Annotated in this window: 24 protein-coding genes; 16 read left to right on the forward strand and 8 right to left on the reverse strand. The window is 58.0% G+C overall.

What is annotated here, in order from left to right; genetic code table 11:
- Nucleotides 1-3 precede the first annotated feature (3 nt).
- The 6 genes from VGL38_09215 to VGL38_09240 form a co-directional block, all read right to left on the reverse strand.
- Nucleotides 4-912 carry a D-2-hydroxyacid dehydrogenase gene (locus VGL38_09215; GenBank protein ID HEY3295608.1) on the reverse strand — a complete coding sequence of 303 codons (909 nt, stop codon included), beginning with the start codon at nt 910-912 and terminating at the stop codon, nt 4-6.
- 172 nt (nt 913-1,084) lie between these two features.
- Nucleotides 1,085-1,918, reverse strand: a complete 834-nt coding sequence (locus VGL38_09220; GenBank protein ID HEY3295609.1) for an arylamine N-acetyltransferase — start codon at nt 1,916-1,918, stop codon at nt 1,085-1,087.
- A gap of 9 nt (nt 1,919-1,927) precedes the next feature.
- A complete protein-coding gene (locus tag VGL38_09225; protein ID HEY3295610.1) occupies nt 1,928-3,340 on the reverse strand; it encodes a T9SS type A sorting domain-containing protein in 1,413 nt (470 codons plus the stop codon).
- Between the two features lie 16 nt (nt 3,341-3,356).
- Nucleotides 3,357-4,799, reverse strand: a complete 1,443-nt coding sequence (locus tag VGL38_09230; protein HEY3295611.1) for a T9SS type A sorting domain-containing protein — start codon at nt 4,797-4,799, stop codon at nt 3,357-3,359.
- A gap of 16 nt (nt 4,800-4,815) precedes the next feature.
- Nucleotides 4,816-5,562, reverse strand: a complete 747-nt coding sequence (locus VGL38_09235) for a hypothetical protein (protein HEY3295612.1) — start codon at nt 5,560-5,562, stop codon at nt 4,816-4,818.
- A gap of 127 nt (nt 5,563-5,689) precedes the next feature.
- A complete protein-coding gene (locus VGL38_09240) occupies nt 5,690-6,790 on the reverse strand; it encodes an alanine--glyoxylate aminotransferase family protein (protein ID HEY3295613.1) in 1,101 nt (366 codons plus the stop codon).
- A gap of 317 nt (nt 6,791-7,107) precedes the next feature.
- Between VGL38_09240 and VGL38_09245 the strand changes: the two genes are divergently transcribed.
- The 14 genes from VGL38_09245 to VGL38_09310 all read left to right on the forward strand — a co-directional run bounded on the left by VGL38_09245 (nt 7,108) and on the right by VGL38_09310 (nt 20,987).
- Nucleotides 7,108-7,530, forward strand: a complete 423-nt coding sequence (locus VGL38_09245) for a hypothetical protein (protein ID HEY3295614.1) — start codon at nt 7,108-7,110, stop codon at nt 7,528-7,530.
- Nucleotides 7,531-7,618: 88 nt separating this feature from the next.
- Nucleotides 7,619-8,092, forward strand: a complete 474-nt coding sequence (locus VGL38_09250; protein HEY3295615.1) for a DinB family protein — start codon at nt 7,619-7,621, stop codon at nt 8,090-8,092.
- 301 nt (nt 8,093-8,393) lie between these two features.
- Nucleotides 8,394-8,675: a hypothetical protein gene (locus VGL38_09255; protein ID HEY3295616.1), complete on the forward strand. Its 282-nt coding sequence runs from the start codon at nt 8,394-8,396 to the stop codon at nt 8,673-8,675.
- A 15-nt stretch (nt 8,676-8,690) separates the two neighbouring features.
- Nucleotides 8,691-9,236 (forward strand): hypothetical protein, encoded by a 546-nt coding sequence (locus VGL38_09260; protein HEY3295617.1) that lies wholly within the window; start codon nt 8,691-8,693, stop codon nt 9,234-9,236.
- A gap of 254 nt (nt 9,237-9,490) precedes the next feature.
- The gene (locus tag VGL38_09265) at nt 9,491-11,230 is read left to right on the forward strand and encodes a sodium:solute symporter family protein (protein ID HEY3295618.1); all 1,740 of its coding nucleotides are present in this window, start codon (nt 9,491-9,493) and stop codon (nt 11,228-11,230) included.
- A gap of 9 nt (nt 11,231-11,239) precedes the next feature.
- A complete protein-coding gene (locus VGL38_09270; protein ID HEY3295619.1) occupies nt 11,240-12,148 on the forward strand; it encodes a cation diffusion facilitator family transporter in 909 nt (302 codons plus the stop codon).
- 100 nt (nt 12,149-12,248) lie between these two features.
- Nucleotides 12,249-13,100 (forward strand): undecaprenyl-diphosphatase UppP, encoded by an 852-nt coding sequence (gene uppP, locus VGL38_09275; protein HEY3295620.1) that lies wholly within the window; start codon nt 12,249-12,251, stop codon nt 13,098-13,100.
- 48 nt (nt 13,101-13,148) lie between these two features.
- Nucleotides 13,149-13,595: a chromate resistance protein ChrB domain-containing protein gene (locus VGL38_09280; GenBank protein HEY3295621.1), complete on the forward strand. Its 447-nt coding sequence runs from the start codon at nt 13,149-13,151 to the stop codon at nt 13,593-13,595.
- Complete coding sequence (locus tag VGL38_09285) at nt 13,595-14,350, forward strand: RNA methyltransferase (protein HEY3295622.1); 756 nt, start codon at nt 13,595-13,597, stop codon at nt 14,348-14,350. Before VGL38_09280 ends, VGL38_09285 begins: the two co-directional genes overlap by 1 nt.
- Before the next feature lie 21 nt (nt 14,351-14,371).
- On the forward strand, nt 14,372-15,556 hold the full coding sequence (locus tag VGL38_09290) for a toll/interleukin-1 receptor domain-containing protein (protein HEY3295623.1): 1,185 nt from the start codon (nt 14,372-14,374) through the stop codon (nt 15,554-15,556).
- A 3-nt stretch (nt 15,557-15,559) separates the two neighbouring features.
- Nucleotides 15,560-16,633, forward strand: a complete 1,074-nt coding sequence (locus VGL38_09295; protein ID HEY3295624.1) for a BamA/TamA family outer membrane protein — start codon at nt 15,560-15,562, stop codon at nt 16,631-16,633.
- A gap of 1 nt (nt 16,634) precedes the next feature.
- On the forward strand, nt 16,635-18,155 hold the full coding sequence (locus VGL38_09300; GenBank protein ID HEY3295625.1) for a SpoIID/LytB domain-containing protein: 1,521 nt from the start codon (nt 16,635-16,637) through the stop codon (nt 18,153-18,155).
- A gap of 95 nt (nt 18,156-18,250) precedes the next feature.
- Entirely contained in the window at nt 18,251-18,628 is a 378-nt protein-coding gene (locus VGL38_09305; GenBank protein ID HEY3295626.1) for a cupin domain-containing protein, read from the forward strand.
- Between the two features lie 103 nt (nt 18,629-18,731).
- Nucleotides 18,732-20,987 carry a M1 family aminopeptidase gene (locus VGL38_09310; protein HEY3295627.1) on the forward strand — a complete coding sequence of 752 codons (2,256 nt, stop codon included), beginning with the start codon at nt 18,732-18,734 and terminating at the stop codon, nt 20,985-20,987.
- An 86-nt stretch (nt 20,988-21,073) separates the two neighbouring features.
- Here VGL38_09310 and VGL38_09315 read toward each other — a convergent pair whose 3' ends face one another.
- Both VGL38_09315 and arsM read right to left on the reverse strand, forming a co-directional pair.
- Nucleotides 21,074-21,484 (reverse strand): hypothetical protein, encoded by a 411-nt coding sequence (locus tag VGL38_09315; GenBank protein HEY3295628.1) that lies wholly within the window; start codon nt 21,482-21,484, stop codon nt 21,074-21,076.
- Nucleotides 21,485-21,763: 279 nt separating this feature from the next.
- Nucleotides 21,764-22,882 carry an arsenite methyltransferase gene (gene arsM, locus VGL38_09320; protein ID HEY3295629.1) on the reverse strand — a complete coding sequence of 373 codons (1,119 nt, stop codon included), beginning with the start codon at nt 22,880-22,882 and terminating at the stop codon, nt 21,764-21,766.
- 210 nt (nt 22,883-23,092) lie between these two features.
- On the opposite strand from arsM, the gene VGL38_09325 reads away from it, so the two are divergent.
- Nucleotides 23,093-25,330, forward strand: a complete 2,238-nt coding sequence (locus VGL38_09325) for a M1 family metallopeptidase (GenBank protein HEY3295630.1) — start codon at nt 23,093-23,095, stop codon at nt 25,328-25,330.
- A gap of 145 nt (nt 25,331-25,475) precedes the next feature.
- Nucleotides 25,476-26,316, forward strand: an 841-nt coding sequence (locus VGL38_09330) for a hypothetical protein (GenBank protein ID HEY3295631.1), incomplete at its 3' end; no start/stop codon positions are given.

The raw sequence follows: 26,316 nt of genomic DNA on the forward strand, positions 1-26,316 counted from the left end.
TGCCTATTTCTTGAAGTAGTCCTTGAGGATTTCCACCACTTCGCCGCCGACGCGGGATTGGGCTTCGCCGGTGGCGGCGCCGATGTGCGGGGTGACGATGACTTTGGGATGCTCCACCAGATCGCGGCGGGGATTGGGCTCGCCGACAAACACATCGAGGCCTGCACCACGGACCTTGCCGCTGTTGAGGGCGGCAATCAGCGCCTCCTCATCCACCGTGCCGCCACGGGCACAGTTAATCAGCACCACACCCTGCTTCATCAGGGCAAATTCCGCCGCGCCGATTTCCGGGCCAACGGTCTTGTCGAAGGGGATATGCAGGGAAATGAAGTCGGCCTGCTCCAGCACTTCCTGCTTGGAGACCAGCGGGAAACCGTGGTTCTTGACGGCTTCGGGGAATTTGTCATAGGCCATGATCCACATGCCGAGGGCCGCGCACCGCTGGGCAAGCTGCGCGCCGATGCGGCCCATGCCGATGAGGCCCAGCACCTTGCCGCCCAGTTCGATGCCCTTGCCGAATTCCTTCTTTTCCCATTTGCCCGACTTGGTAGAGGCATCGGCCTGTGGGATCTGCCGCGCACAGGCGAACATCATGCCGAGGGCCAGTTCGGCCACGGACGCGCTGGACGCGCCGGGAGTGTTGCGCACTTCAATACCCTTGCTCTTGGCATGGGCGACTTCGATGTTGTCCACGCCCACGCCGCCGCGAATGACGAGCTTCAGACCGTTGGCATTGTCCAGCACCGGTTTGGTAATTTTGGTAGCCGAGCGCACGACAACCGCGTCGAACTTCTTAATGTTCTCGATCAGTTCCGGCTCGGGAAAGAACTGTTCGGTGACGTCAAAGCCGAGCTTCTTCAGTTCGGCCACGGCATTCTTGTCCATGCCGTCCGTAATGAGAATTTTTTCCATGGTAAGTGTTTCCCAGTTGGGTTATGAAACGGGGGTAAAAGTCAAACGATGAACGAGAAACGATGAGTGATGAACGGAAGAATCCGAAAGTAGTTGCCCAGCTTGCTGGGCTATGATGCCATGATCGCGGTGCGGACTGTTTGCCGCCGCAAAGGGAAAAGCCGAGGGCGTGTCATTCCCACACGTCGCGGAAGGCCGGGATTTCGGTCAGGGCTTCGGCAACAACGGCGCGGGGAATGGCGAAGAGGCGCTCGGCCTCTTCGGCCACGGCCTCAGGGCCCGTAAGGGTGCGCCGGATGGTCTGCCCGCCCGCCATTTCGAGGCTTTCCAGATTGTGCAGCACGCGCGAGCCGCCGGGTGTGTACGTGGCGATGAGCACGCCGTTCATAAAGGTTGCGTCGGGGCAGAAGGAATCGGCAATTACGGCAGAGAAATCGGCGATTGCGCGCGGCGCAGGATTCACGGTGTAGCCGTGCCGCAGTTCGCCACGGCGACGCAGGGTCAGCCGCGACCGGCCCGCTGCGTCCTGCGGCGCGAGCACATAGCGATCCTCGCCATGGATGATCACAACGTCTGCGGGCAGATCGCGCGGCAGGGGGTCCAGAAACGGCGCACCGTAGCCCACATCCACCAGAAATTCTCGCCCCTCCGTCCGTACGAGGCTGACCACGTGCACATCCGGCGCGCTCATGTCCGCGCCGCACAATGTCACGTCATAGCCAAGATGGCGCAGCAGGGAATGGAAATGGCCATTGTTGGCGTAGCAGGTGCCGCCGAAGTGAAAGGCCTCGATCCCCGCAAGGAACCGGTCAAGATCCGGAAAGCCCCGCCAACCGTAGCGCTTTTTGTAAAAGAGCTTGGAAACATTTTCGAACGGCACGCGCCGCAGATGCGCCCGCACCAGTTCGGTAAGAGCCGCATAGCCGGGAGCCCGGCGCGTGACGCCCAACAGAGACAGGTAGCGGTCGAACAGATCCTGAGCCGCTGGCGGGTGGGCGGGAAGCATAGCTCTTTGTTACTTCAGATAGGCCAGCTTAAGCGTGCGTGTGGTCTGTCCGGATTTCAGCACGGCAAAGTAGATTCCGCCCGCTCCCGCCGGAGACCAGCTCTGTGTGTGCGTGCCTGCGGCCTGCATCCCGTCAAACAATGTCGCCACTTTTTGCCCCAGCAGATTGTAGACGGAAAGAACGATCTTCTGCGCCTGTGGCAGACTGTACTCGATTTGCGCCTCACTGTTGAACGGATTGGGACTGGAAGAAAGGCTGAAGGCTGAAGGATGAAGGCTGGAATGCCGATCACTTGATTGCAGCGGAGTATCCCAGCCGAGGGACGCAAGGTGCAGAGAAACGGTGCTGGAATCGAGCGGGCTGTATTCGACCCACAGCGCGGCGATCAGGCCGTTACCGGTCATGGCCAATGCGGCCTCCGAGATCAGGTAACCCGCTTGCGGTTCGGCGAGCAAACCCGGAAGAGACGAAATCGCGCCCATCGTGTCCGCGCGGAACAAATACCAGTCCCCGATGCCGCCGGCGAGCCACGCCATGCCGAAGTCGGGATGGGACGCGGAAGCGAGGGGCAAGCCTTCCGTGGTAGCGCGCGCTTGAGCACTCTGCCCAACAACTTCATAGAGGCGTGCCCTGTCCGAAGCGCAAAGTACGAGGGTATGCGCGGCGCGCGTGCGCAAAAAGTTCACGACATTTGCCGGGCAATCCAGTGGGGTGGGCGGTGGTTGCACCATTTCGTGCGGCAGAAGCAGGAACAGCGATGGATCCGAACCAAGGGCAATAAGAGAGTCCGGTGAAATCGAGCGGATCATAAGACGGTCTCTTGGTCCTTGAAAATAGTTCAACGTCTGCGCCACCTCGCCTGACCACAGATAATCCTCGCCACTAACACTAATGCCGCCTTCCTGCTGTTGCGGTGTGCGGACATCCCAATAATCAATCCAGGCAGCGGCATAGCCGCTGTCTCGCGGCGCGAGCACTGGCGAAACATGGCGGCTGGCATACGTCCATGGGCTGTTGTCACACCAGTTGTTTCCCGAATCGATGACCCTGCCCGTGTCTGCGGCATCTCCACCCGTATAAATAACGGTCTGATTGATCGCGGACGTGGTGTCGTAAACGAGTGCCACCCACCTCGAACTCGTCATGGTCACGTCGGCCAGCCAGCGCGTCCAGCCGGAGCCATGCGTCGTCAACGCTTCCGGTCCCGCCACCACCTGCCCGTTCTGCAGCAACACCGTGGCATGAAATACCGTGTCGGCGATCTGATAGAATACATCCGCCGTGTCCGCATTGCGCAAGGTCAGATGCGGCTGGGAAATGGTGGCCATGGTGGTCAGTTCGGTCACCGTGAAAGGTCCGGTGAAGGGCTGCGAGAAGGCAACCGTCGACAGGAACACTAAAGCAGCAACTAAGCGTAGCATGAGTTCCTCCTTGACGTTATTTCAGGTAGACCACTTTCGATGTGCGGACGGCGTCCGCGGACTTCAGCATGACAAAATAAATCCCCGTGCCGCACTGCGGCGTCCACATCAGTGTGTGGGATCCCGCGATCTGAGGGCCGCTGATAAGCTGCTCGATCTTCTGACCGAGCACATTGTAAATGCTCAGTTCGAGTGGCCCCGCATGCGGCAGCGTGTACTCGATGCGCAACGTGCCATTAAAAGGATTGGGGCTGGAAGAAAGGATGAAGGATGAGGGATGAGGGATGAAGGAAGATCCTGCATCGAGGATCGCGTAGGGGCTCAGAGAAATGATCCGCAGTTGGACGCGGCTGGTGTCCTGCACGCCGTTTTCGAGCCACACACTGGCCAGAAAGCCATCTGTGGCCATGCCCAAGGTCGATTCTCCGAGATGAAAACCACTGCGCGGCGTGGCCAGCAGTCCCGGCAGGTAGAACATCCCGCCGCTGGTGTCCACACGCATCACGTAGAGTTCCGTGGCCCCTCCGGACAGCCACGCCATACCGTAGTTGCGGTCTCCGGCAAAACTGTGGGGCACGCCGCGGGTTGTCTGGCGCAACAGACTGGTCTCATTTCTGAGTTCCATCAGCCGCGCACTGTCGGCATTGGCCAGCACAAACAGCCGACCCCCGGGAGTGGCCAGAAAGCCGACCGGATGGGGCGCCCAGCAGGCGTATTCCCGGTTCCAGACACTTGGCGGCTCAAAGAACGGGGACAGGTGGCGCAACATGGCCGTGCTGTCGAGGGTGGATATGCCGCAGGCCAGCACCGAATCCGCGCGCACGGAGCGGATCAACATGGCGTCATAGTCCCGCCCGAAATCATCATGTCCGATGCGCACCGCGGCGGTATCCGGCGGATAGTCCATGCCCAGCCAGCTTACGCCGGCTTCCCGTGCACCGCCTTGAGTCACCACATACTCCCAGGCATTCAGCCATGCGGCCACGAATCCACCTCCGACTCGCGGCGCCAGATGCAGGGAATAGTTGTAACTGCCTTCACTATAGGGCAGTCCCGTGGGACGGGTGCGGTCCGCGGCCACGATTTCGCCGTCGCCGGGAGTATCCAGCCCGCGGTAGATGAGCGTGCGGTTGAACTCGGCCGTGGTGTCATAGACCAGTACCGCCCAGTCCGCTCCGGTCCAGACGGCGTCGCAGATCTGCCGCGTCCAGTTCTGGCCTTCCATTGCCAGTTCCTGCGGCCCGGCAAACATCTGGCCGTCCTGCAGCGTGACCGCAAGATGATAGACCGTATTCTGAGAAGCATAAAAGACATCCGCCGTATCCGCGCTGCGCAGCGTGACATGCAGATCGCTCATCCGCGCATAGCTGCCGGTCTCAAAGACCGTGAACGGCCCGCGCGGCGGCTGGGCAAAGAGCGCCGACGAAAGGAACAACAGGGCAAGAAGAGCGCGTTGCATCGTTCCTCCGGTGAAGTTACGGTGTGAATCTCGTTACCACTCGCTTTGTGAGTGGGTCATAGAGAACTATATCTACGAACCTCGCGTCGACCCAGTGCACGAAAAAACCCGCGTCGATAGGGTTATCAAACTTGGGCCTGAGAACGTCTACACACTCCATGGCACTGTTATTAGCACTCCAAAGCTTGACGCCCACAGCGAGTTTGATCGTCTTGCTCAATCTCTCAGCTTCCTTAGGCGGTCTATGAAGGGCGAGCTTCATAGTGTGAGTGCCATAATCATAGATGCTGTCTGGAAGTGAGCGAAGACCATTCACGTTAAGCACGTAATCGTGCGACCACACCTCTTTCACTGTCACTGACGCGCCGTACGCGTTGGATCCCTTGTAAGATCCTCTATTCTCAATCACGTTTCTGACTAAGATCGGATCGCCTTCTATACCTCGGTAGTCTGTCGGCCTACGGTCGGGATTTCCTCCGCCATGAAACTCGAGAACTTGCGATTCAAGATCGTAGGTGTACGATTTCGAAATGAGGCCCGCAGTGCCTAATGGAATGTAGTAGACTATAGAGGTGTCCACGGTTTTCGACAGGCGCTTCTCGAATTCCTCTTTTGTCTCGAACTCTCTTCTTTCAGGGTCGGTCTTCAGGGAAATGACGCGAGAGAAGAATGTTTCCACATTCTGAATTCTCACGGTACCCTGGGCTTTCGCGGTCTGGCTTCGTAAAGGGTGCGGAAGGCTAACCAGAAGGAGAATTGCCATGCAAAGGTATCTCATTGCATCTCCTGATATGCGTATGACAACAATCACGCCGAGCGAGCTGTGAGCCGTAGTCAGAGTGGAGCAAGGGCACGGTGGTTGTGCCGTGCCCTTGCTCAGAGTCTGTTTCTTAGGCTTTGACGGCGGCGCCGTTGGCAACCACGGGAATCAGTTCATCCAGCCAGCCGAGCAGTTCCTTGATCTCGGCCATGGTGCAGTCTCCCATGTGGGCGATGCGGAAGGTCTTCTCTTTCAGATCACCGTAGCCATTGGAGATGATCGCATGGTACTTCTTGGACAGCGCCTTGTTCAGGTCGCCGATGGGAATGCCCAGCGTGTTATTGATGCAGGTCAAGGTGTTGGATTCGAAGCCCTTCTCGGGGTAGAGTTCGAAGCCGGCATTGACGGCCCACTCGCGCACGACCTTGGCCATGGCAAGGTGACGCGCCCAGCGGTTTTCGAGGCCTTCTTCATTCAGAATATGGTCGCAGGCGGCCTTCAGACCGAAGATAATGGGGATAGCGGGAGTGTGCGGGGTCTGAGCCTTGTCATTGTACTTCTTGGCGTCCACGAAATTGACATAGTAGCCGGGAGCCTTGGCCTGCGCCGCGCGCTCCATGGCCTTATTCGACACCATCGTCACACACAGACCGGTGGGCAGGCCCCAGCACTTCTGAGTGCCGGCGAGGCAGACGTCGAGGCCAAGCTTGTCGCATTCGATCTTGTCGCCAGCCATGGCCGAGACGGCGTCCACGCAGAACATGACATTGGGGTATTTCTTCATCATGGCGGCGACCTTTTCGATGGGCGCGCGCACGCCGGTGGAGGTCTCGTTGAAGACCATGCACAGCACATCATACTCGCCGGTGGCCAGCTTGGCGTCAATCGCCTCGGCGCTGACGGCCTGGCCCCAGGGGACTTCGATCTTGTCGGCGGCAATGCCGTTGAACTTGTTGATTTCGAACCAGCGCTTGGAAAAGGCGCCGTTGACCGTGGTCAAAACCTTCTTCTGGCACAGGTTGCGGACGCTGCCTTCCATAACTCCGGATGCCGAGCAGGTGAAGAGGAGGACATCCTGTTCAGTGTAAAGGATTTTCTGCAGCATCGGGATCAGGGCGCCGTGCAGATCCTTGTACTTCTGGGTGCGGTGGCCGATTTGCGGCGAGGCCACAGCGGCGAGGAGTTCGGGACGGACCTCTGAGGGTCCGGGGATAAATAATTTGTCGTGCATGATCGGCTCACTCAGATTGTAGGGTATTGATTTTCAGCATTTTGCAATTTAAGCAAAACGCAACTATTTCCACGTTCCAAAATTAGCAAATTCCCGTGTCAAAGGCAATACAATGCCGAGAGATGCTCGAATTGTTTGGGACATCTTCGTTGCCTTTGGTGCGGAATGTTTTATCTTTAAGGGATGCCAATTCCGAACCCCCTTCTGATTCCCCCTTTTTCAAAGGGGGAAGGATGAGTTGTCTCCCCCCTTAGCATAAGGGGGGATAAAAGGGGGGTACCGTCCGAACATCCTGAAGAATTACTGAGGCAACAAATATGAACTCCCGTTTGAGAATCTTCTCCGCATTGGTTATACTATTTGGTCTGCTGGCGGCCCTTGGACACAGTCAAGAGAAGGCCGAAAGTTCTGCTCCCGCAAATAGTGCTCCCGCTGACAGCGCCAAGCCGCTGCCGTGGCTGCATGTGGAGGTGGAAACCAGTTACGGCTGGTTCTGGCAGAAATCCACCGGCATTGCCTACACCACTGCCGGACGGGACAGCAAACAGCGGGTAAAGGTCGGCAAGCTCTGTGTGCGCCTTGCCGCCCATGACACCACCGTCAAGTGCCTGGAGAATGCGGACTCGGTGGTCGTCTTTGAACAGAAGAAGGGTGTCGGCATCCACAAGCTGACCGCCTTTGTCTCCGCCTGGACCGAAAACCCCAAGCTGGATACGCTGCGGGTGCAGATGAACCCGTAAGAAAGGATGAAGGCGGAAGGATGAAGGATGAACCCGCCGACCTCTTCAGTTTATAATTTATCATTTTCAATTTCTAATTTTCCCCTCCATGACTTCCCAAAACCTTCTCAACCAGTTCCGCTTTAACCAGATGATTCTGGTGCGTACACTGGCGGACATTTCTCAGGAAGACAGCCTGTGCCCCCCGGCGGCGCAGGGCAATTGCATCAACTATCTGCTGGGCCATCTGATTGCCACCCGGTCTTTTCTGCTGCGGGATCTCGGGGCCGCGCCCGTTTGGGGCGAGGGGCTTGCCGTGTATGACCGCAACCCCAAGGACTTCCCCGCCGGCGCCAAGCCGCTCTCCGAGCTGAACGGGCTGTTGCAGGAGTCGCTCGAGACCGTCACCGCCACGCTGCACTCTTTCGAGCCCCGCCTCGGCGAGTCGGCCAAGCAGTTCCCCCATCTGCCCGAAGGCGGCACCTTCACCGACCGCATCGGCAGCTTCATCTGCCACGAAGCCTACCACGTCGGCCAGATCGGACTGGCACGGCGGGCGCTGGGAAAACCGGGGCTGTTTTGAAGAAAATAGGAAATGGGAAATAGGAAATAGGAAAGAAGAGCGGCGGTAGGGGCTGATTGCATCGCCCGCCAAGCCTGAACAGCACCGCCGAGCCCGGTTGAGCCGAATTGCGAACGGACCTGCACTGCTTACACAACCCGGCCGAAACGCAGCCCCACCGCTACTACTCCACACCCTCCGGGTGCGGGTGAAAGACAGAAGGATCTTGGCCTTTTCGTCCTGACGGTACTCCGGAAAGATCTCAGGCAGATAACCAGATCGAAAGCTGCTCCTGTTTCAGAAAAAAAGTTAGAGAGGAATCGTGTTCAACGCCAAGGGCTATCTTTGGAGTGGGCCATATCCCTTCGGCCCAAGATCAACGGTTCGCGCGCCTGCCTTCTATTTGATCCTCGACGCGGATGAAGATCCTCGCGCTGTCGGTGCGGTCTCGCGAGACCAGCGCGGCGAGGATGTTCTCCGCGAACAAAACATGAACCCGCGCAGTCGTTATCTGATCTGCTATCAAACCGTAACTAGCGAGGATGGCGGCGAGGTCGAAGACCGCCTTGACTTCTATCGAGAGCTATATGAGATTGGGGGATAGGGCGTGGAAAGGAACATGACGATAATGAAGACACACTGGGATCAATGGAGTTGCCTGGAGAGGGCTGCTGATCACCTTCTTGCATGGGAGCAGGATGGCCGAAATGCCATTCCGTTGATCTACTGTGCACTCGAATTACGGTTCGCAATAGAGTCGTACCTTCTAAGTCGCTATGAGAACATAATGGGAGCGAAGCCGAAGCCCAAGCGAAGGAACCAGAATCCAGAGAAGATGATTGCCGCCCTTCTCTCTGCTGACGATCAAGCGATGACAGAACACTCTTTGCTAGTTGGTTTGAGCCAGAGTCCAGATCAGGAACCTGCATTGTACACTCAGTTGAAGTACACGGTACTTACCAAAGAGAAGGCGCGTACCTACTTGGGAAAGGTCGGCGATTTCCTCCATGCAACTGTAAAATCTCAGACGCACAGCTACCTAAAGTACTTTTGGGATGAGCGATACGCCATGCTCGTAGAAATCCACACCGATCTTGTCGAAGCGACTTCCGGTGCATTGCAGAGGCCTGTAAAGTTTAGTCCGGGAACCGCCGGGCACGAATGAGAACGAATGGGTGCCAAGACTCAAGCGCAAATACACATATGCCCTTCGTTCAGGCTGCATACGACAGCTCGCTCCCCAAACCTAAGATCCTTCCGTGGCGCCGTCAGGAAGTCACAAATTTTGGAATCCCTCTTTCACCCGCACCCGGAGGGTGCGGACTAGTAATACGTGATGAACGGGCAGGAGCCCGCCCGTAGGCCGTCCTTAGGTCTTCATTTCAGCCTTTCAGCGTTTCAGAATTTCAGCATTTTCCCTTGGCTAATTTAAATTCTCTCGATTGGGCGATTATTATCGCCTACAATGTGCTGAGCCTGGTGGTCGGCATTATCATGACGCGGCGGGCGCACAAGTCTACCGAGGAATATTTCCTCGCGGGGCGGGCGCTGCCGTGGTGGATTGCCGGGACCTCAATGGTGGCCACCAGCTTTTCGTGCGACACGCCGCTGTATGTCACCAAGCTGGTGCGCACGATGGGCATCTATGAGAACTGGCAGTGGTGGTGCTTCGGCATCGGCTCTCTGTTTGCCACGTTCTTTCTGGCGCCGCTGTGGCGGCGGGCCAAGGTGCTGACCGACGTGGAACTGACGCAGGTGCGCTATGGTTCGGGCACGGCCTCGCGGATTCTGCGCGTGTTTCGCGGCCTGTGGCTGGCGCTGCCCATTAACGTGATTGTGATGGGCTGGATTATTCTGGCCATGTACAAGATCACCAATGTCGCCCTCGGCTGGGATAAGCCGTTTGCCATCTTCGTCTTTACCGGGCTGGCCTTTTTCTACACGCTGCTCTCGGGCATGTGGGGTGTGGCCTTAACGGACCTGGTGCAGTATGCCATTGCGCAGATCGGCGCGATTATCTTAGCTGTGTTTGCCGTGGACAGGGTGGGGGGACTGGCGGCCTTGAAAGACGGCGCGATGAAAGCGGTCACGAATCCCGACCTGCTGCGCATGGCGCCGGCGCCGGGGCAAGGTGGCTTCTTCAGCGGGGATTTCTGGACGCCGGCCTTCACCGGCTTCATGACCTACATTGCCGTCACGTGGTGGGCCAATGTCAATTCCGACGGCGGCGGCAAGGTGATTCAGCGGCAGAATTCCTGCAAGAATGAAAAGCACGCGCTGCTGGCGACGCTCTGGTATAGTCTCACCAATCTGGCCTTCCGCACCTGGCCGTGGGTGATCGCCGCGCTGGCGACGCTGATTCTCTATCCGACGATTGCCGATCCCGAGATGGCCTATCCCAAACTGATGATGGACATTCTGCCCTTCGGCTTCAAAGGGTTGATGATCGCTTCGCTGCTGGCGGCTTTCATGAGTTCCACCTCCACGCATCTGAACTGGGGAGCCAGCTATCTGGTGCATGACGTCTACCGTTCCTATCTGGTCAAGAATCGCGGCGAACATCACTATCTCTGGATGAGCAAGGTGGCTACCGTGCTGGTGGTGATCGGCGCGGCGCTGGCGGCGTGGTGGACGGAGAGTGTGACCGACGCCTTCAAATTCGTGATCGCCTTCGGCGCGGGAACAGGGCCGGTCTATGTGCTGCGCTGGTTCTGGTGGCGGATCAATGCGTGGAGCGAAATTTCGGCGATGGTGGCTTCCAGCGTGCTCACGCTGGCGCTGCTCGGCGTGCCGTTGAGCTACGGGGGGCGGTTGCTGATCATCACCTTCGGTTCGATGGTGGTGTGGGTTGCCGTCACCTATCTGACCAAACCCGCGCCGATGGAAGCCCTGGCCGAATTCTACCGCCGCACGCGGCCCGTGGGCGTGTGGGGCGCGGTACGGACATGGATGCGCGCCAACGGTCAGGTGACGCCGAAACCCGAAAAGGTCTCGACCCCGCTCTGGGGTTTTGCCTGGGGCATGGCGCTGGTGTTCGGCTTGACGCTGGGCATTGGCTACCAACTGCTGCTGAATCCCCCCTTAGCGATCCTTGGGTACGTCGTCGCGTTGATCGGCGGCATCGGCCTGTGGAAGGCGGGATTCCTGAAAACATCATGATCCGATCTCATGCATCCTAATCATACGCACCACGCCGGCGAGCGTGAGCACGCGGCGAATACGGAAAAGCGGCGACGCGCTCTCGTCTGGGCCTTCTGGCTGAATGCGGCCTTCCTGATCATCGAGGTGATTGGCGGCTGGATCAGTGGCTCTCTGGCACTCCTCGCGGATGCGGGTCATATGCTTTCGGATGTGGCCGCGCTGGGAGTTGCGCTCTGGGCTTCCTATGCCATGCTGCGACCCGCGAACGCAAAGCGAACCTACGGTTATGGCCGGATTGAGGTTTTGTCCGGACTGCTGAATGGTCTCGTGCTTTGGGTGGTGGTGGGGTTCATCGTGTTCGAAGCCCTGCAGCGCGTTGCGCATCCCCAGACGGTGAACGCGTACATCATGCTGCCCGTAGCCGTTGCCGGCCTGCTGGCCAATCTGGCTTCGGCCTGGATGCTGCATGCGCATCAGCATGATGATTTGAACGTGAAAGCCGCCTTCCTGCACCTTGTCGCGGATGCCGCGGGATCGGTCAGCGCAATTCTTGCCGGTGTGGCGATTTGGGTTGGCGGGTGGACCATCGTGGACGTGGCGGCGTCCATTATTATCAGCGTGCTGATTCTTTTCAGCACGTGGACCCTGTTAAGGAGTGCGATTCACATTCTCCTTGAAGGCTCGCCGCCGCATATCGATCTTCAGGCGCTTCGCAACGACCTGAACGGTCTGACCGAAGCGGAATCGTGCCATGACTTACACGTTTGGCTGATCGGCAGCGGCGAGCCGATGCTAACGGCGCATTTGCTTCCCGCCAGCGGATGTGACCCGGATTCCACGCTGTGTGCCGCGCAGGATCTCCTGAAAGAGAAGTACGGGATTACTCACTGCACGCTGCAGATCGAACCCAAACCCTGTCCCGAATCGCACCTCTGACCCGGCTTCGCTCTGGCGAGACCGATTGGGCGCAGGAAAGCCTGCTTCTTGAAAACAGTCTTATTGCTTCTTTCACCTTTCTCATGGCGCCATCCACACGATGAGTATTCTGCAAGCCATTGTTCTGGGCATTATTCAAGGGTTGACCGAATTTCTTCCCATCAGCAGCACCGCCCATCTGCGGATTATTCCCGCGCTGGTGGGCTGGAGCGACCCCGGCGCGGCCTTTACGGCGGTGATTCAATTCGGCACATTGCTGGCCGTGTTCTTCTATTTCCGGGGCGACATCGCGCGCATGATTACGGGTGTGGTGGGGGGACTGGCCGCGGGCAAACCGCTGCGGGACCGCGACGCGCAACTGGGCTGGATGATTGTGCTGGGCACCATTCCGGTGGTCATTCTGGGCGTGCTGTTCAAAAAGTCTATCGAAAGCGAGTGGCGGTCGTTGTATGTGATTGCCGGCTCGATGATCGTGCTGGCATTGGCGCTGATGGCTGCCGAGATCATCGCCCGCTGGCGCGTCGCGCATGCCCGAGAGTTGAAGCGCATGGACACACTGTCGTGGAAAGATGTACTGTTCACGGGGCTTGCGCAGGCGGTGGCGCTGGTGCCCGGCTCCTCGCGCAGCGGCACCACCATTACCGGCGGGCTATTGGTGGGCATGAACCGCGAAACCGCGGCGCGGTTCTCGTTTTTGCTCTCACTGCCGTCTGTGCTGGCGGCGGGACTGTTCGAACTGATCAAACAGCGCCACATGCTGCTCTCCACCGAGGCCGGCGTGACCGGTCTGATCGTCGCCACGGTGGTGTCTGGCGTCGTCGGCTATGCGTCCATCGCTTTTCTGCTGAACTATTTGCGGAAGCGTTCAACCTATCTGTTCATTGTCTATCGCCTGGCGCTGGGGTGTCTATTGCTGGCTTTGCTGATGAACGGCGTGCTGCCGCCCGATTAGGCGGCGCGGATTTATGCATTGGCTTCTTATTCATAAAGGGTGCACACGATGAAATGGATTACCCGTGAGCATGTGATGGTAGACCGCGTGGCCTGCCCGTGGTTAATTAAGAAATTTGTGGATGCCGACGCGGAGTTCCTGTTTGTCCCGACCGATAAGGTGATGGAAGCCGCCAAAAAGGAGAATGCCACGCCCTTCGACGTGGCCGGAGTGGAACTCGGCCACCATGTGGGGCACTGCAGCTTCGAGGCGATTGTGGCCAAGTACCGTCTCGAAGATCCGGCCATTCAACTTATGGCCAAGGTCGTGCATGGGGCCGACGTGGAGGTGGATCTGTTTGGGCGGCCCGAAGCGCCGGGGATCAAGGCCATTGCCAAGGGCTTCCGCCTGATCGGCCTCAAGGATGACCACGAGATTCTGGAGCGGGAATTCATCGTCTACGATGCACTCTACGCCTACTTTCAACAGCAAACCGGCTCTACACCGACCCATTAATGATCGAACCTTATTCCGCGCCCACGCGCAAGCAAGTTTCGGACTGGTCCAGCCTCACACAGAAGAAATTCCGCCGCGAGCACAGCGAATTTCTGATTGAAGGGGACGTCTGTGTGCGCGAAGCGCTGCGCGCCCGTGTAAGCCTTGAGGCGGTGCTGGTGCTGGCCTCCGAAGTCGAAAAGTGGCAGGAGGAGTTCGGCTCGCGCCCGCGATTTCCCGTGTTCACGGTGAACAGCGAGACCTTTGGCCGGATCTCCACGGTGGAGAGCAGCCAGGGAATCGTGGCGGTGGCGCGCGTCTTTCAACTGCCGCCCCGCGCCGGAAAGCTGGCGATTCTCTGCGAAAAGGTCTCCGATCCCGGCAACTGCGGCGCGCTGGTCCGCGTGGCGGATTTCTTCGGCGCAATAGAACTGCTGCTCGGTCCGGAGTCTGCCGAAGTCTGGAACCCCAAGGTAGTGCGCGGCAGCATGGGCAGTCTCTTCCATCAGCCCGTGCAGACCGACGTGGACATTGCGGCCTTTCTGCGGGAATGGCCCGGCTCCAGCGTGGCCACCGTGGCCCACAGTGGCGAGCCGCTGCATGGCAAACTGAATCTGAAGCCGCCCGTAGTGCTGGTCCTTGGCCACGAAACCCGGGGACTGTCCGACGACGTCGCCGCCCTCTGCACCGACCGCATCACCCTTGCCCCGCAAGGCAGCGCCGAGAGTCTGAACCTCGTGACAGCCGCTGCGGTGTTCGCGTATGCGCTGTCCTGAAACTTACTGAGGATTTGGGAAATGGCAAATCCGGAACATGTGAAGATTGTCAATAAGGGAACCGCGGCGATTAGTTCTTGGCGAGTATCCCACCCGAAACAGAAATTGGACCTTTCAAGAGCTGAATTCGAAGCCATTGATCTGCGAGAGGCAGATCTTTCTGGCGCAAACTTTCAGAATGCGGATATTGTCCACTGTAAACTGCAACGTGCGAACTTAACAAGATCGAACCTTAGTGGCGCCGCCCTCTGGGACGTAGATCTTGATGATGCCCAAATGTGCCACGTTTCTATGAACGGGGCACAACTCGCTGATGTAGCCCTTCGTGGGGTGGACCTTACTGGCGCACAAGTCATTACGACAGTTTTTGACACAGGCCTATTCGATGACGCCGTTCTTTGCCATGCAGAATTGGCACAAACGGTTTTTCTGAATTGTTGGTTCTCTAACACTCAAGTCGGAGGAGCGAAATTCGGCGGAACCGTCATGGCTGATGTTGATCTACGAGGCATGTCCGGTTTAGAGAAGGTGGTACACGAAGGACCATCAACGATTGGCGTAGATACGTTGTTGAATTCGCAAGGTAACATCTCCGAGATCTTCTTGCGCGGCTGCGGCCTCCCCGATCACGTTATCGCATACGCCAAATCCCTTGCCCAATCACCCATCCAATACTACACCTGCTTCCTCAGCCATTCTTCCAAGGACAATGCCTTCGTCAAGCACCTTTACGACAAGTTGCAAGACTCCGGTGTTCGCTGCTGGTACTTCCCGGAAACCGCACGCACAGGTGAATCGCTAAGACACGAGATTGATAAGGCCATCCGCCTCTACGACAAACTCGTCATCGTCTGTTCCTACAACTCGCTGAATAGCCAGCCCGTCATTGACGAGATCGAGGAGGGGCTTAAGCGCGAGGAAGAGGAAGCCGTTCGGAAGGTGAAGGACGAGGAGAAAGTGGCACGCGGTGAGTTGGATTATGAGGACTTTGCCAAGCGCCGCTACCAAGAGCGCGTCCTATTCCCGATCATGATTGACGATTACTTGCTGGACGGGTGGAATCACAAGCTCCAGTATGTGATCAAGAACCGTGTTGTAGCCGATTTTCGAAAGTGGAAGAGCCACGATTCCTTCAGCAAGCAATTAGACAAGCTCCTTCACGACCTGAACGCTCAAGATACTGCATCGATGATTGTGAGACCGTAGCAGATGTTCTTTCGCTTTCTTCTTTTCTTTCTGATCGCTTCCTCCGCTCTTGCGGCGGACAGCACATTTATTAATACCACGACCACGCAACGGCCCAAACGCATCAGCATTATTCCTGTGCCGGTCATCGGCTATGCGCCGGAGACGCAGTGGCTGGCGGGATTTGTGACGGGGATTATCGCGCGGATCGACACTGCGCGGCCTTCGACAATTGTCGCGCTGGCAACCTACAGCCAGAATGACCAGTTCCGCGTCTATCTGAATCCCGATCTGTACCTCGGGCCGTGGCACACCGTGGCGGAACTGGAGATGCGCCGCTGGCCGGATTCGTACTGGGGGATCGGCAACCACACCTCGCAGCGCGACAAAGAAACCTACACGCCGCGCGAATACAGCGCGGATGTCAGTGTGCAGAAGAAGCTGACCAAAACCTTCGGCGTGGGACTGCACTATGCGCTGAGTTCGGTTCGGCTGCTGCGGGTGGAACCGGGGCGGGCGCTCGACCGCGCCGGCCTCAAAGACCGTAACGAGGTGGTCTCCGGACCCGGCGCCAGTATCTTTTATGATTCGCGCGATAATACCTTCTCGCCCGGGCGCGGCGTGTATCTGTTCGGCAAGTTCGGCCTGTCCCATAAGAGCCTCGGCGCGAGCAGCAACTACCGCGGCTTAAACCTCGATCTGCGCGCTTACCGCTCGCTGCATGGCTCGCATGTTCTGGCCGTGCAGGGATGCGCCACGTTTGAGGGAGGATCTCCGCCGTTTACCGAACTGCCGTCCATCGGCAATGAGTACCGCCTGCGCGGCTACAACTATGGCCGCTTCCGCGACATGAATGTACTCACGGCGCAGATCGAATACCGCTTTCCGCTGATCTGGCAGATTCGCGGCGGACTGTTTGCCGGAGCGGGTGACGTCGCGGACAAGGTCTCGCATTTTTCCCGGCCCAATTTCAAACACTCGCTCGGCGGCGGTCTGCGCTGGGTAATTCTGCCCAAGGACAAAGTGTGCCTGCGCCTCGACAAGGCGTGGGGACAGCGCTCCGATGCCTTTTACCTCTCCTTGAATGAAGCCTTCTGACATGAATCGTACCGTTTCCGTCGGCCTCCTGTGGGATGAACCCGTAATTACGGGTGAACTGATCTGCGATTTCCGCATCGAGTGCCGCACCGATTGCTGCCGCAGCATGACCTTAGACACCACCGCCGGGCATTTTGAAGTCCGCGCCCAGAAGGGCAAGCGTGAGCAGCGCTACGGCGTCCGTCTGGCTGAATCACTCTCCTTGCACCATGCCGAGCAGGTCCTGCATGCCGTGCGCGAGTCGGGCAAAGCCTTCGATCTGGAAATCGTGGAAGCGGGCAAGCAGTGGCCGCCCTATGACAACCGTGTCTGGTGGCCGGTGGTCAAGCTCGGCACGCCGCAGGATGCCGATGAGGTGCTAAGCGCCTTACGCTGCATTGAGGGGCTGAACCCATTGGGCTTTGCCGTGGTGCGGCTGGACACGGCCACAGCCCAGGAGATGTTCGAGGTCAGCATCGGCGACTTTTCGGCGCGCGTGATGGAGATGCGGGCGACGCCGCTCAATCCTGAGTCGGTGTTCTGGCTCTACAATGTGCCCATTGGCCGTGGCTTCCACTGGGAGCGCAAGGAGCAGCTTGAATATCGCGGCGAGCTGCATCTGTTCCATCCGGGCGGCCTCGGCCTCACCGCCGCCAACTGCTTGCCGCTGGAAACCTATCTGGAGAGCGCCGTGGGCTCTGAAATGCGCAGCGACTTGCCGCCGGCCTTTTCGCAGGCGCAGGCGATTTGCGCGCGATCCACGGTGCTGGCCACCGCTAACCGCCACCATCACAGCGACGGTTTCGACGTCTGCAATGATGACCACTGTCAATGCTATCAAGGCGTCAAACGCGAAGCCAACGCCGTCATCGCTCCCGTCCGCGAAACCGCCGGCCAGATTCTTATTTCATCCTTCCGTGTTGTGGACGCCCGTTATGCCAAATCCTGCGGTGGAATCAGTGAACGCTACGAGGCCGCGTGGGGGGAGGAAGGGCCGGACTATTTTGCAGTGCGTACCTGCGGCGATTTTGACGGCGACGACCTGTCGAATGAAATCTTAGCCCGCAACTTTCTGTTGAATCCGCCGCCCGCCTGGTGCAATGGCGAGGTGTATCCTTATCCGGATCCGTGGGACAAAGACCCGCTGTTCCGCTGGGAGTTCTCACGCACCCGCGCCGAATGGGGAGAACTGCTGGCCGAAAAGACGGGCCGCAATCTGGGCGCGATCAAAGCCTTTCATGTCCGGCAGCGCGGCAAGTCGGGCCGCATTCTGATTCTGGAGATCGAAGGCGAGGCGGCCAGCAGCACGATCTACGGCGAGCTGAACATCCGCCGCGCACTCTCACCCTCGCATTTGCCGTCCTCCTATTTTGTAGTCGATGAGCACGGCGATACGCTGACCCTCAAAGGCGGCGGCTGGGGCCACGGCGTGGGCCTCTGCCAACTCGGTGCCGTCGCCATGGCCCAAAACGGCTGGAGCGTGGCGCAGATTCTGGATTATTACTATCCGGGAAGCGAATTGAAAACAGGAAATGAGAAATAGGAAATAGGAAACAAAGCAGAGAGCAGAGAGCAGAAAGGAAACAGATTTCCCTCTGCTTTCCTATTTCAAATTTCCTATTTTCTTCGGAGTCTACCATGTCCAATCCCAACGATTATCCCTACGTCACGCGGCTTGATATTCTCTATCCGCCGCTCGAAGTGATCGATGAGAAGGCGCTGTCCGATGCGAACCGACATAAGTGGTTCAATCAGACATTGTGCGAAGTGAATGACTCGGTAGTGCGGGTGGGCGTGGTGGAGGGGGAGTACCACTGGCACAAGCACGATGAGGACGACGAGTTCTTCTATGTGGTGGAAGGGGAACTGCTGATTGATCTCGAAGATCAAGTGGTCGCCCTTGCGCCGCGACAGGGGTTTGTAGTGCCCAAGGGGATTATGCATCGCACGCGCGCCCTGAAACGCACCGTGATGCTGATGGTGGAGAAGAGGGGGATTATCCCTACGGGAGACTGAAGAAGGGATAAGTGCTAAGGGATAAGGGATAAGAGAAGTAGGAAAGAAGAGCGGGTTTCAGCTTTCAGCTTTTAGATTTCAGCTTTACTTCAAGGAGAACGGCATGAAAGTGAAAACAGGATTGTGGGTGGTTGTGCTGCTGGCGCTGGCGGGTGCGGTGGCGCTGGCCGTGGATTCGGCGGACAATGCTCCGCCGGCCAATCCGCGTGAATTCCATGAGCGGGAAGCAGCGCGCATCCGGCGGGGGATCGAGGCCGAGCAACAGCAGGCGATCACCTCCACGCAGAATGATTACGATGTCACCTATTACGATCTGTGGATCGACGCGCGCGCGTATTCGGCCCACCAGATGTCGGGCGCAGTGAACATTACCGCTCGCAGCCTGGCCGCCGATTTGAATGAAATGGTGCTGGACTTCTGCGCCACCATGACGGTGGATTCGGTCTACTGCGCGGGCGCGCCCAGCACCTTTACGCGCAATACCACGCTGAGCCAGATCACCGTCGCCATGGACCGCGTCTATCCTATCGGGCAGACGGTCAACGTGCGCGTCGTGTGGCACGGCACGCCCTGCCTGACCAACGAGAACCCCTCCTATTCCTTCTATGACCGCAACGTCAACGGGCATCTGGTGCCATCCGTCTCCACGCTCTCCGAGCCTTTCGGCGCGCGCGACTGGTGGCCCTGCAAGGATGTCGTCGGCGACAAGGCCGACAGCGCGCGGATTACCGTTACGGTAGCCGACACGGTGACGGTCACCTCCAACGGGCTGCTCGAATCCACGGTCACCGTGCCGCCCTCTTCGCGGAGGTTCACGTGGTTCCACAGTTACCCCTTATCCACTTACCTGATCTGCTTTGCCGCCACCAACTACGCCCACTTCCGCGAATGGTACGTAGCCCTCAATGGCGACAGCATGCCGATGGATATGTATCCCTATCCGGAATATCTGTCCAACGCTCAGGTCTCCTGGAGCAATTGCCCGCAGATGGTGACTTTTTTGGCCAACACCTTCGGCGAGTATCCGTTCGTGCGCGAAAAATACGGCATGACGAACTTCCAATGGTCGGGCGGCATGGAGCACCAGACCAACACCTTCTACGGCTACCAGATCACCACCGGCGACCATTATTACGATTGGATCGAATTGCATGAACTCTCTCACCAGTGGTGGGGAGACCGCACCACGTGCGACACGTGGCCGGATATCTGGCTGAATGAGGGCTTTGCCTCGTACATGGAAGCATTGTGGGTGGAGCACTTGAACGGTTTTCAGGCGTTGCGCAATTACGAAACGAATTTGGGCAACAACGGGGTGTCGGACCCCTCCGGCCCGGTGTACAATCCGAACCCGCTGTTCGACGGCAATACCGTCTACAACAAGGGATCGTGGATTCTGCACATGCTGCGTGGCGTGATGCATAACGACTCCCTCTTCTTTGCTGCCATGCGCTACTACGGCGAGCAGCACAACTACGGCAATGCCACCACGGCGCAGTTTCTGGCGGATATGTCCACCGTGGCGGGGTACGATCTGGAGCCGTATGTCCACACCTACCTCTACCGTACCAACCGCCCGCGGTTTCGCCCCACCATCGAGACCGGCATTCTCGATGGTCAACTGCACACCATTGTGCGCATCCGGCAGACCCAAACCAACGTGGATACGACCTTCCGCACACGGCTGGATCTGCGCTTTGCCAACGCTCAGGACACGGCCCGGCGGCGAGTGGAGAATTCCGAATGGCAGCAGCGCTACCATTTTAATTTAGGATTCGCGCCCATTGCCCGGCAGCTTGTCATCGATCCGGATGACTGGGTGCTGAAGACGGTTCAGAACATGGACTCGACCGCGCTGCTTATTTTGAATGACGTTGTGGATTCGGGAATGGTGGGGATCCCTTATGCAGATACGCTGGTGGCAGTCGGTGGCGGAACCTCGGCGCGTACATGGAGCATCCTCTCCGGATCCCTGCCGCCGGATATTTCGCTGTCCGCCAATGGGCTCCTCGCCGGTAACCCCAGCCAGGCCGGAACCTATTCGTTCCGTGTGCGCGTGGCGAACACCAGCAGCGCCGACACGGTTGGTTTCTCGATGGTGGTCCTCTCGCCGATTATGGCTCCGGAGCATCTGACCGTCTATCTGCAATCGGATGGCCGCGTGCGTCTGGCCTGGCCGGCCGTGGCTTTGGCTGACAGCTACTATATCTACCGCGCCGATCATCCGGATATGCTGAACGTGCAGCACATTCTGACCACCACTGTTCCCTTTGCCTTCGATTCTACGGTACAAGTTACCCCGCCGGACGCGGCAACACGCTTCTATCAGGTCACCACTGTCGAGCGGTGGCCGAGGTAAGTACAGACCGAAAAGCGGAATGCATAAAAGAAACTGGCCAGACATGTTGTCTGGCCAGTGGTATTTTTGAGAAGGGGTGAAGCCGCTCAGTATGTGCGATGGGCGCGCAGCAACTGGAGGACATCCCGGACCCAGCGCATGCTGCAGCGGGCCTGACAGCCTTCAAGGTTGCGGTGATCGCTACAGTGTCCGGAGCAACTCTCCGCGCCGGCATTCAGGAAATCCTCGTGCGGCCCCTTGTAGAGTGGCCGAAAGGCCCGAGCCTTCAGGGCCAAGGTCGAGAGGCAGCCTTCAACGCGATGGGTAAACAGAATCAACCCTTCGTCCGGGTTGTCGAAAAACGCCTGATACCCGTTCAGGGCGAGCGTCGGATCGGAGACAAAACTCTCCCGGTCCTCCCAGACAGTGTGGCACATATTGCAGGTCTTGAACGGAGTGGCTACGGGAGCGGCTGCTCCAGCCTCCGCAGGCGAAAGAGTGTCTTGTACAGCTTGCATAAAGGGTATCTTTCTCAGGGAATCAGATAAAACAGTTTTCTATATTCGCTTCCACAAACTTAAAGCAAAGAATCCGGTTGCAAAAACTATGTCACATATGCAGATCAAAGGTATGCTATTATAAAGATTCCCGCAGTAAGCAATTACCCGAAGGCAGAGCATTCGCAAACAGCATTTCAACTTTGCCGTGCAGGCAAAAAGCACTTCCCTGATACGCAACGGGCCGGACAAAAGTGCCCGGCCCGTTTCACAGAGTGTCTTTCTACGACCATCCATCTATTACTTCACCGCGCGAACCTTGATTGAGACCACGGCTTCCAAAGCCTCGGTGCGCAGATCATCGCCAATCACTTCCAAGCCCACATCATACACACTCTGATCCACAATCGTAATGTTGCGGAAACCTGCTTCCTGCATCAGCGTCAGATAGTCTTCCTTCATCGAGGCTCCTGCCACGCAGCCCACGTAGGCCTCCACTGAGTTCTTCAACTTCTCCGAAAGCGGTCGACGCAGCACGAGATCCGACACCAGCAGGCGGCCGCCCGGTTTCAGCACCCGTAGTGCCTCGCCGAAGACCCGAGGCTTGTCGGGCGAGAGGTTGATCACACAGTTGGAGATAATCACATCCACGCTGTTGTCCGCTACCGGCAAATGCTCAATTTCCCCCAAGCGGAACTCCGTGTTGGTGCACTCGGTCTTGGCGGCATTGTGGCGCGCCTTCTCCAGCATCTGCGGAGTCATGTCCACGCCGATCACATGCCCTTCGGGGCCTACCTCGCGCGAGGCCAGAAAGCAGTCGAAGCCCGCGCCGCACCCCAAGTCCAGTACGGTTTCCCCGGGTTTAACCTGTGCATATTCAAGAGGATTGCCACAGCCGAGGCCCAGATTAGCGCCGGCTGGAACATCTTTCAGATCTTCCAGCTTGTAGCCGATCTTCTGCGCCACTGCATCCACATCCTGCGCGCCGCCACAGCACGTGCCACCGCAGCCGCACAGCGAACCACTGTTCTCCGCTGCCTGTGCATAGCGCTCCCGCACCACCGTGCGGACATCTTCCGTCGGTTCCATAGTCTCTCTCCCGGTCTTATAAACAGTAGGTCTTTCCAGTATTTCGATGAGTTCGCGAAATCGCGCCAGCGCCGCGTCGTTGATGCAATAACATGTGCGCGGCCCTTCAATCTCCCCGTCAATCCAGCCTGCCGCTTTCAGCTTCTTCAAATGCTGGGAAACCGTGGACTGAGCAATCGGCATCTGCTCCACAATGTCGCCGCAGATGCAGGCGGCACATGACCGCAGAAATCGCAAAATGGCCACGCGGTGTGCGTGTCCCAAGGCTTTGGCCAACCGGGCCAGCTCTTCGTCCAGAGTCTCGGCCACTTGTTTTTCCGATGCTTCCATTTCAGATTCCGTTTGTGATCAAATCGTCTATCGTAAATATACGATAAAAGAAAGCCAAAGTCAAGACCCAAATTCAGTCAGTTCCGGACAGCTTGCGATTTTGCAAAACACAGCCGGAGCCCTTGCGTACGCACTATTCCTGTACTATATTTAATATAGATAATTAGGACTTGACTTGATGTTGTTATACCACGAGCTGCATATCGCGCCTTGAAAACTCTTTTCTTTACAGTACTTATTCTGATCGGGCTGGCGCTGAGCCAACGAACGGTCTTTGCCGATCCGAGCGATGGCGAGGGTGCGCCCGCTAATCCGCAGGAGTTCCACGAGCAGGAATCGACGCGGCTGCGGCGGGTCTTTGCCGCCGAAGCTTCCACGCCTATCGCCGCGTCGCAGGAAGACTTTGACGTGGTTTGCTACAATCTGGCGCTGGATTTCCGCGGCTACTATCAGCAGATCATCTCGGGCGCAGTGACAATCGATGCTCGCAGCAGAGTACCGGCGCTGACGGAACTGGTGCTGGATTTGTGCTCGGCGCTGTCGGTGGATTCGGTCATCTGCGGAAGTGCTTTGCAGCCGTTTGCGCTGGACAGCAATCTGCTGCGGATCTCGTTAGACCGGGCCTACATGCAGGACGAGCGGGTTCAGGTCCGCGTAGTTTATCATGGCACACCCTGTCAGACCAATGTCCCCTACACGTCGGTGCAGTTTTACAACCGGCCTGTGGGCAGCTATTTTGTCCCTACCGAAGCGACGCTCTCCGAGCCCTACGGTGCGCGGGACTGGTGGCCCTCCAAGAATGTGGTTTCGGACAAGGCCGACAGCGTGCGCGTGTCAGTGATTGTGGCTGACACGCTCACGGCAACCTCCAACGGCCTGCTCGAATCGGTGATCGCCATTCCGCCATCTTCGCGGATGTTTACCTGGGTGGAACGGCATCCGATCTCCACCTATCTCATTTCAGCCAGCGTAACCAACTACGCATCGTATCCGGACGCGTATCTTACGCTGGCTGGCGACACGATGCCCATCGTGCATTACGCCTATCCCGAACGGCTGACCCGCGCTCAGACAAGCTGGAATGTGCTGCCCGCTATGATGAACTTTTGCGCGCAGCTCTTCGGCGAGTACCCGTTTGTGGACGAAAAGTACGGGCACACGATGTTCAGCTTCGGCGGGGCGATGGAACACCAGACCAACACCTCCTTCGGGCGCAACATCACGCCGGGGACGCATAGCTACGATTACATTGTACAGCATGAACTGGTGCACCAGTGGTTTGGAGACGACGTCACTTTGGCGACCTGGCCGGATGTCTGGCTGAACGAGGGCTTTGCCTGCTATGGCGAGGCGCTGTGGATGGAGCATCTCGGCGGTTTTGCCGCCTATCGCAGCTATATGACCTCCACCGGAAACCTGATCGTCACCGATCCTTCCGGGCCGGTGGTCAATCCTGCGGACCTCTTCAACTCCAATACGGTCTATCATAAGGGCGCGTGGGCGCTGCATATGCTACGCGGCCTCGTGCGCAACGATTCCCTTTTCTTTGCCGCGCTGCGGGAATATCACACCCGCCATGCCCACGGCAATGCCACCACGCAGGAATTTCTGGCCGATGTTTCCGATGTTGTCGGCTTCAACGTCACGCCGTATCTGTACAACTACCTCTACCTGACCAACCGTCCGCAGTTTGTGACCTCTTTCGGCAGCGCGGAAGTGAACGGGGAAGAGCAGACTGTCGTGCGCATTCGGCAGGTGCAAACGAATCCGCAATCCAGCTTTCAGACGCGGCTGGATCTGCGCCTTGCCCACGGTTCAGACACGGTGCGAGTCCGCGTGGACAATTTCCTCTCGCAGCAGCGCTACTATCTGACACTGCCTTTCCATCCGGACTCCTTAAAGATCGACCCCGATGACTGGGTGCTGAAGCAGGCCAGCACTGAGCCGCTGCCGCTGACCATACTGAATGACACGCTGCCTGCGGCCACCATTGGCGAGCATTATGAAGTGCACCTGACGGCCATTGGCGGCACCGGAGCACTGCACTTCTGGAGCGCCATGCCGCGTGATCTGCCGCCGGGATTGCTGCTGTCGCCGGACGGCATGCTGGGCGGCGCACCGGTCGAGCAGGGGGTGACCCGGTTTGTCGTCAAGGTGATTGATGAGCGCGGCGCGGTGGACAAGCTCGAGGTGGTCTTGCATATCCTGCCACCGCTCGCGCCGCCGCAGAATGTGGTCCTCTACCCGGAAGGGAATGGTTTGCATCTGCACTGGTCTCCGGTCTCCACAGCCGACAGCTACCGCGTCTACCGTTCAGATCAGCCCGACTCTCCCTCTATGGAATTAATCGCCACCACTGCCGACACCTTTGCCACCGATACCTTGGCCCCCATCGACCCCGATTCCATGGCCCACCGGTTTTATGAGGTGCGAGCGACGAGAAGGTAAGGATGAAGGAATACTACTCCACACCCTCAGGGTGTGGGTAAAAGACATGACGAGACTCGCCGCGTGGCGGGTCTCGTTTTATGCCCCGATCTGCACTTGACAATCCGGCAAATATCCGGTATGTTTATGCAAACTCGAGGTGTCCATGCGCTTTTTGCCGGTTGTGTTTGTCCTCTGTTTTGCCGCCCTTGCCGGCACGCCCTTGCCGCAGACGGACTTCTTTGTCCAAAATGAGGGGCAGTGGGAAGGGGCGTTTGCCTTCAAGTACGAGGGCAATGGCGCGGCTTACTTTCTGACTGAAAGCGGAATGACGATGGACCTGCATTCCCCCGAGCCCCGCACCGCCCCCGACCAACTTTGTCATCCTGAACGCAGTGAAGGACCTCGGGCGAGAGAAATCAAAGGCCACGTCCTCCGCCTGTCCTATCTCCACGCCAACCCCACCCCCATTCTAACCGGTGAAGACAAACTCCCCAGCTACAGCAACTACTTCCTGTCCCGTGATAGCTGCCAGTGGCGATCCCGTGTGGGCCACTACCGCAGCGTCACCGCTAAGGATGTCTGGCCGGGGATTGACGTACAATACCGCATTGCACCTTCCGGTGTGGAAACCGTCTACCACGTTCATCCCGGGGCCGATCCCACACAGATCCAGCTAAGATACGCTGGCCAAGACACACCTATCGCCGTAGATGCAAACGGCAGTTTGCTCTTGTCCACGTCGCTGGGCACCGTCAAGGAACAACCTCCCTTCGCCTATCAAAACATCAACCACACCCAAATCGAAATCCCCTGCCGCTACGACCTGACCGCTGAGGACAACTACCGGTTTGTCTTAGGCCCTCACGATCCCACGCGGGAGGTGGTGATTGATCCGCTGGTGTATTGCAGCTACTGGGGAGGCTATGGTGAGCTGGAACTTTACGACATTGCCGAGGATGGTGAACATCACAAACTCTTGACCGGGCATGTGTACTATGCTAATG

The organism is bacterium (assembly GCA_036504735.1).
In the GTDB taxonomy this organism is placed as follows: domain Bacteria; phylum Electryoneota; class RPQS01; order RPQS01; family RPQS01; genus DASXUQ01.

Excerpts from the sequence above, each read along its gene's own strand:
- VGL38_09235 (HEY3295612.1), bottom strand. The coding sequence starts at position 5,562 with ATGGCAATTCTCCTTCTGGTTAGCCTTCCGCACCCTTTACGAAGCCAG.
- VGL38_09305 (HEY3295626.1), top strand. The coding sequence starts at position 18,251 with ATGTCCAATCCCAACGATTATCCCTACGTCACGCGGCTTGATATTCTC.
- VGL38_09290 (HEY3295623.1), top strand. The coding sequence starts at position 14,372 with ATGGCAAATCCGGAACATGTGAAGATTGTCAATAAGGGAACCGCGGCG.
- VGL38_09240 (HEY3295613.1), bottom strand. The coding sequence starts at position 6,790 with ATGCACGACAAATTATTTATCCCCGGACCCTCAGAGGTCCGTCCCGAA.
- VGL38_09230 (HEY3295611.1), bottom strand. The coding sequence starts at position 4,799 with ATGCAACGCGCTCTTCTTGCCCTGTTGTTCCTTTCGTCGGCGCTCTTT.
- arsM (HEY3295629.1), bottom strand. The coding sequence starts at position 22,882 with ATGGAAGCATCGGAAAAACAAGTGGCCGAGACTCTGGACGAAGAGCTG.
- VGL38_09260 (HEY3295617.1), top strand. The coding sequence starts at position 8,691 with ATGACGATAATGAAGACACACTGGGATCAATGGAGTTGCCTGGAGAGG.
- VGL38_09245 (HEY3295614.1), top strand. The coding sequence starts at position 7,108 with ATGAACTCCCGTTTGAGAATCTTCTCCGCATTGGTTATACTATTTGGT.
- VGL38_09220 (HEY3295609.1), bottom strand. The coding sequence starts at position 1,918 with ATGCTTCCCGCCCACCCGCCAGCGGCTCAGGATCTGTTCGACCGCTAC.
- VGL38_09215 (HEY3295608.1), bottom strand. The coding sequence starts at position 912 with ATGGAAAAAATTCTCATTACGGACGGCATGGACAAGAATGCCGTGGCC.
- VGL38_09295 (HEY3295624.1), top strand. The coding sequence starts at position 15,560 with ATGTTCTTTCGCTTTCTTCTTTTCTTTCTGATCGCTTCCTCCGCTCTT.
- VGL38_09285 (HEY3295622.1), top strand. The coding sequence starts at position 13,595 with ATGATCGAACCTTATTCCGCGCCCACGCGCAAGCAAGTTTCGGACTGG.
- VGL38_09270 (HEY3295619.1), top strand. The coding sequence starts at position 11,240 with ATGCATCCTAATCATACGCACCACGCCGGCGAGCGTGAGCACGCGGCG.
- VGL38_09300 (HEY3295625.1), top strand. The coding sequence starts at position 16,635 with ATGAATCGTACCGTTTCCGTCGGCCTCCTGTGGGATGAACCCGTAATT.
- VGL38_09310 (HEY3295627.1), top strand. The coding sequence starts at position 18,732 with ATGAAAGTGAAAACAGGATTGTGGGTGGTTGTGCTGCTGGCGCTGGCG.
- VGL38_09225 (HEY3295610.1), bottom strand. The coding sequence starts at position 3,340 with ATGCTACGCTTAGTTGCTGCTTTAGTGTTCCTGTCGACGGTTGCCTTC.
- VGL38_09315 (HEY3295628.1), bottom strand. The coding sequence starts at position 21,484 with ATGCAAGCTGTACAAGACACTCTTTCGCCTGCGGAGGCTGGAGCAGCC.
- uppP (HEY3295620.1), top strand. The coding sequence starts at position 12,249 with ATGAGTATTCTGCAAGCCATTGTTCTGGGCATTATTCAAGGGTTGACC.
- VGL38_09250 (HEY3295615.1), top strand. The coding sequence starts at position 7,619 with ATGACTTCCCAAAACCTTCTCAACCAGTTCCGCTTTAACCAGATGATT.
- VGL38_09280 (HEY3295621.1), top strand. The coding sequence starts at position 13,149 with ATGAAATGGATTACCCGTGAGCATGTGATGGTAGACCGCGTGGCCTGC.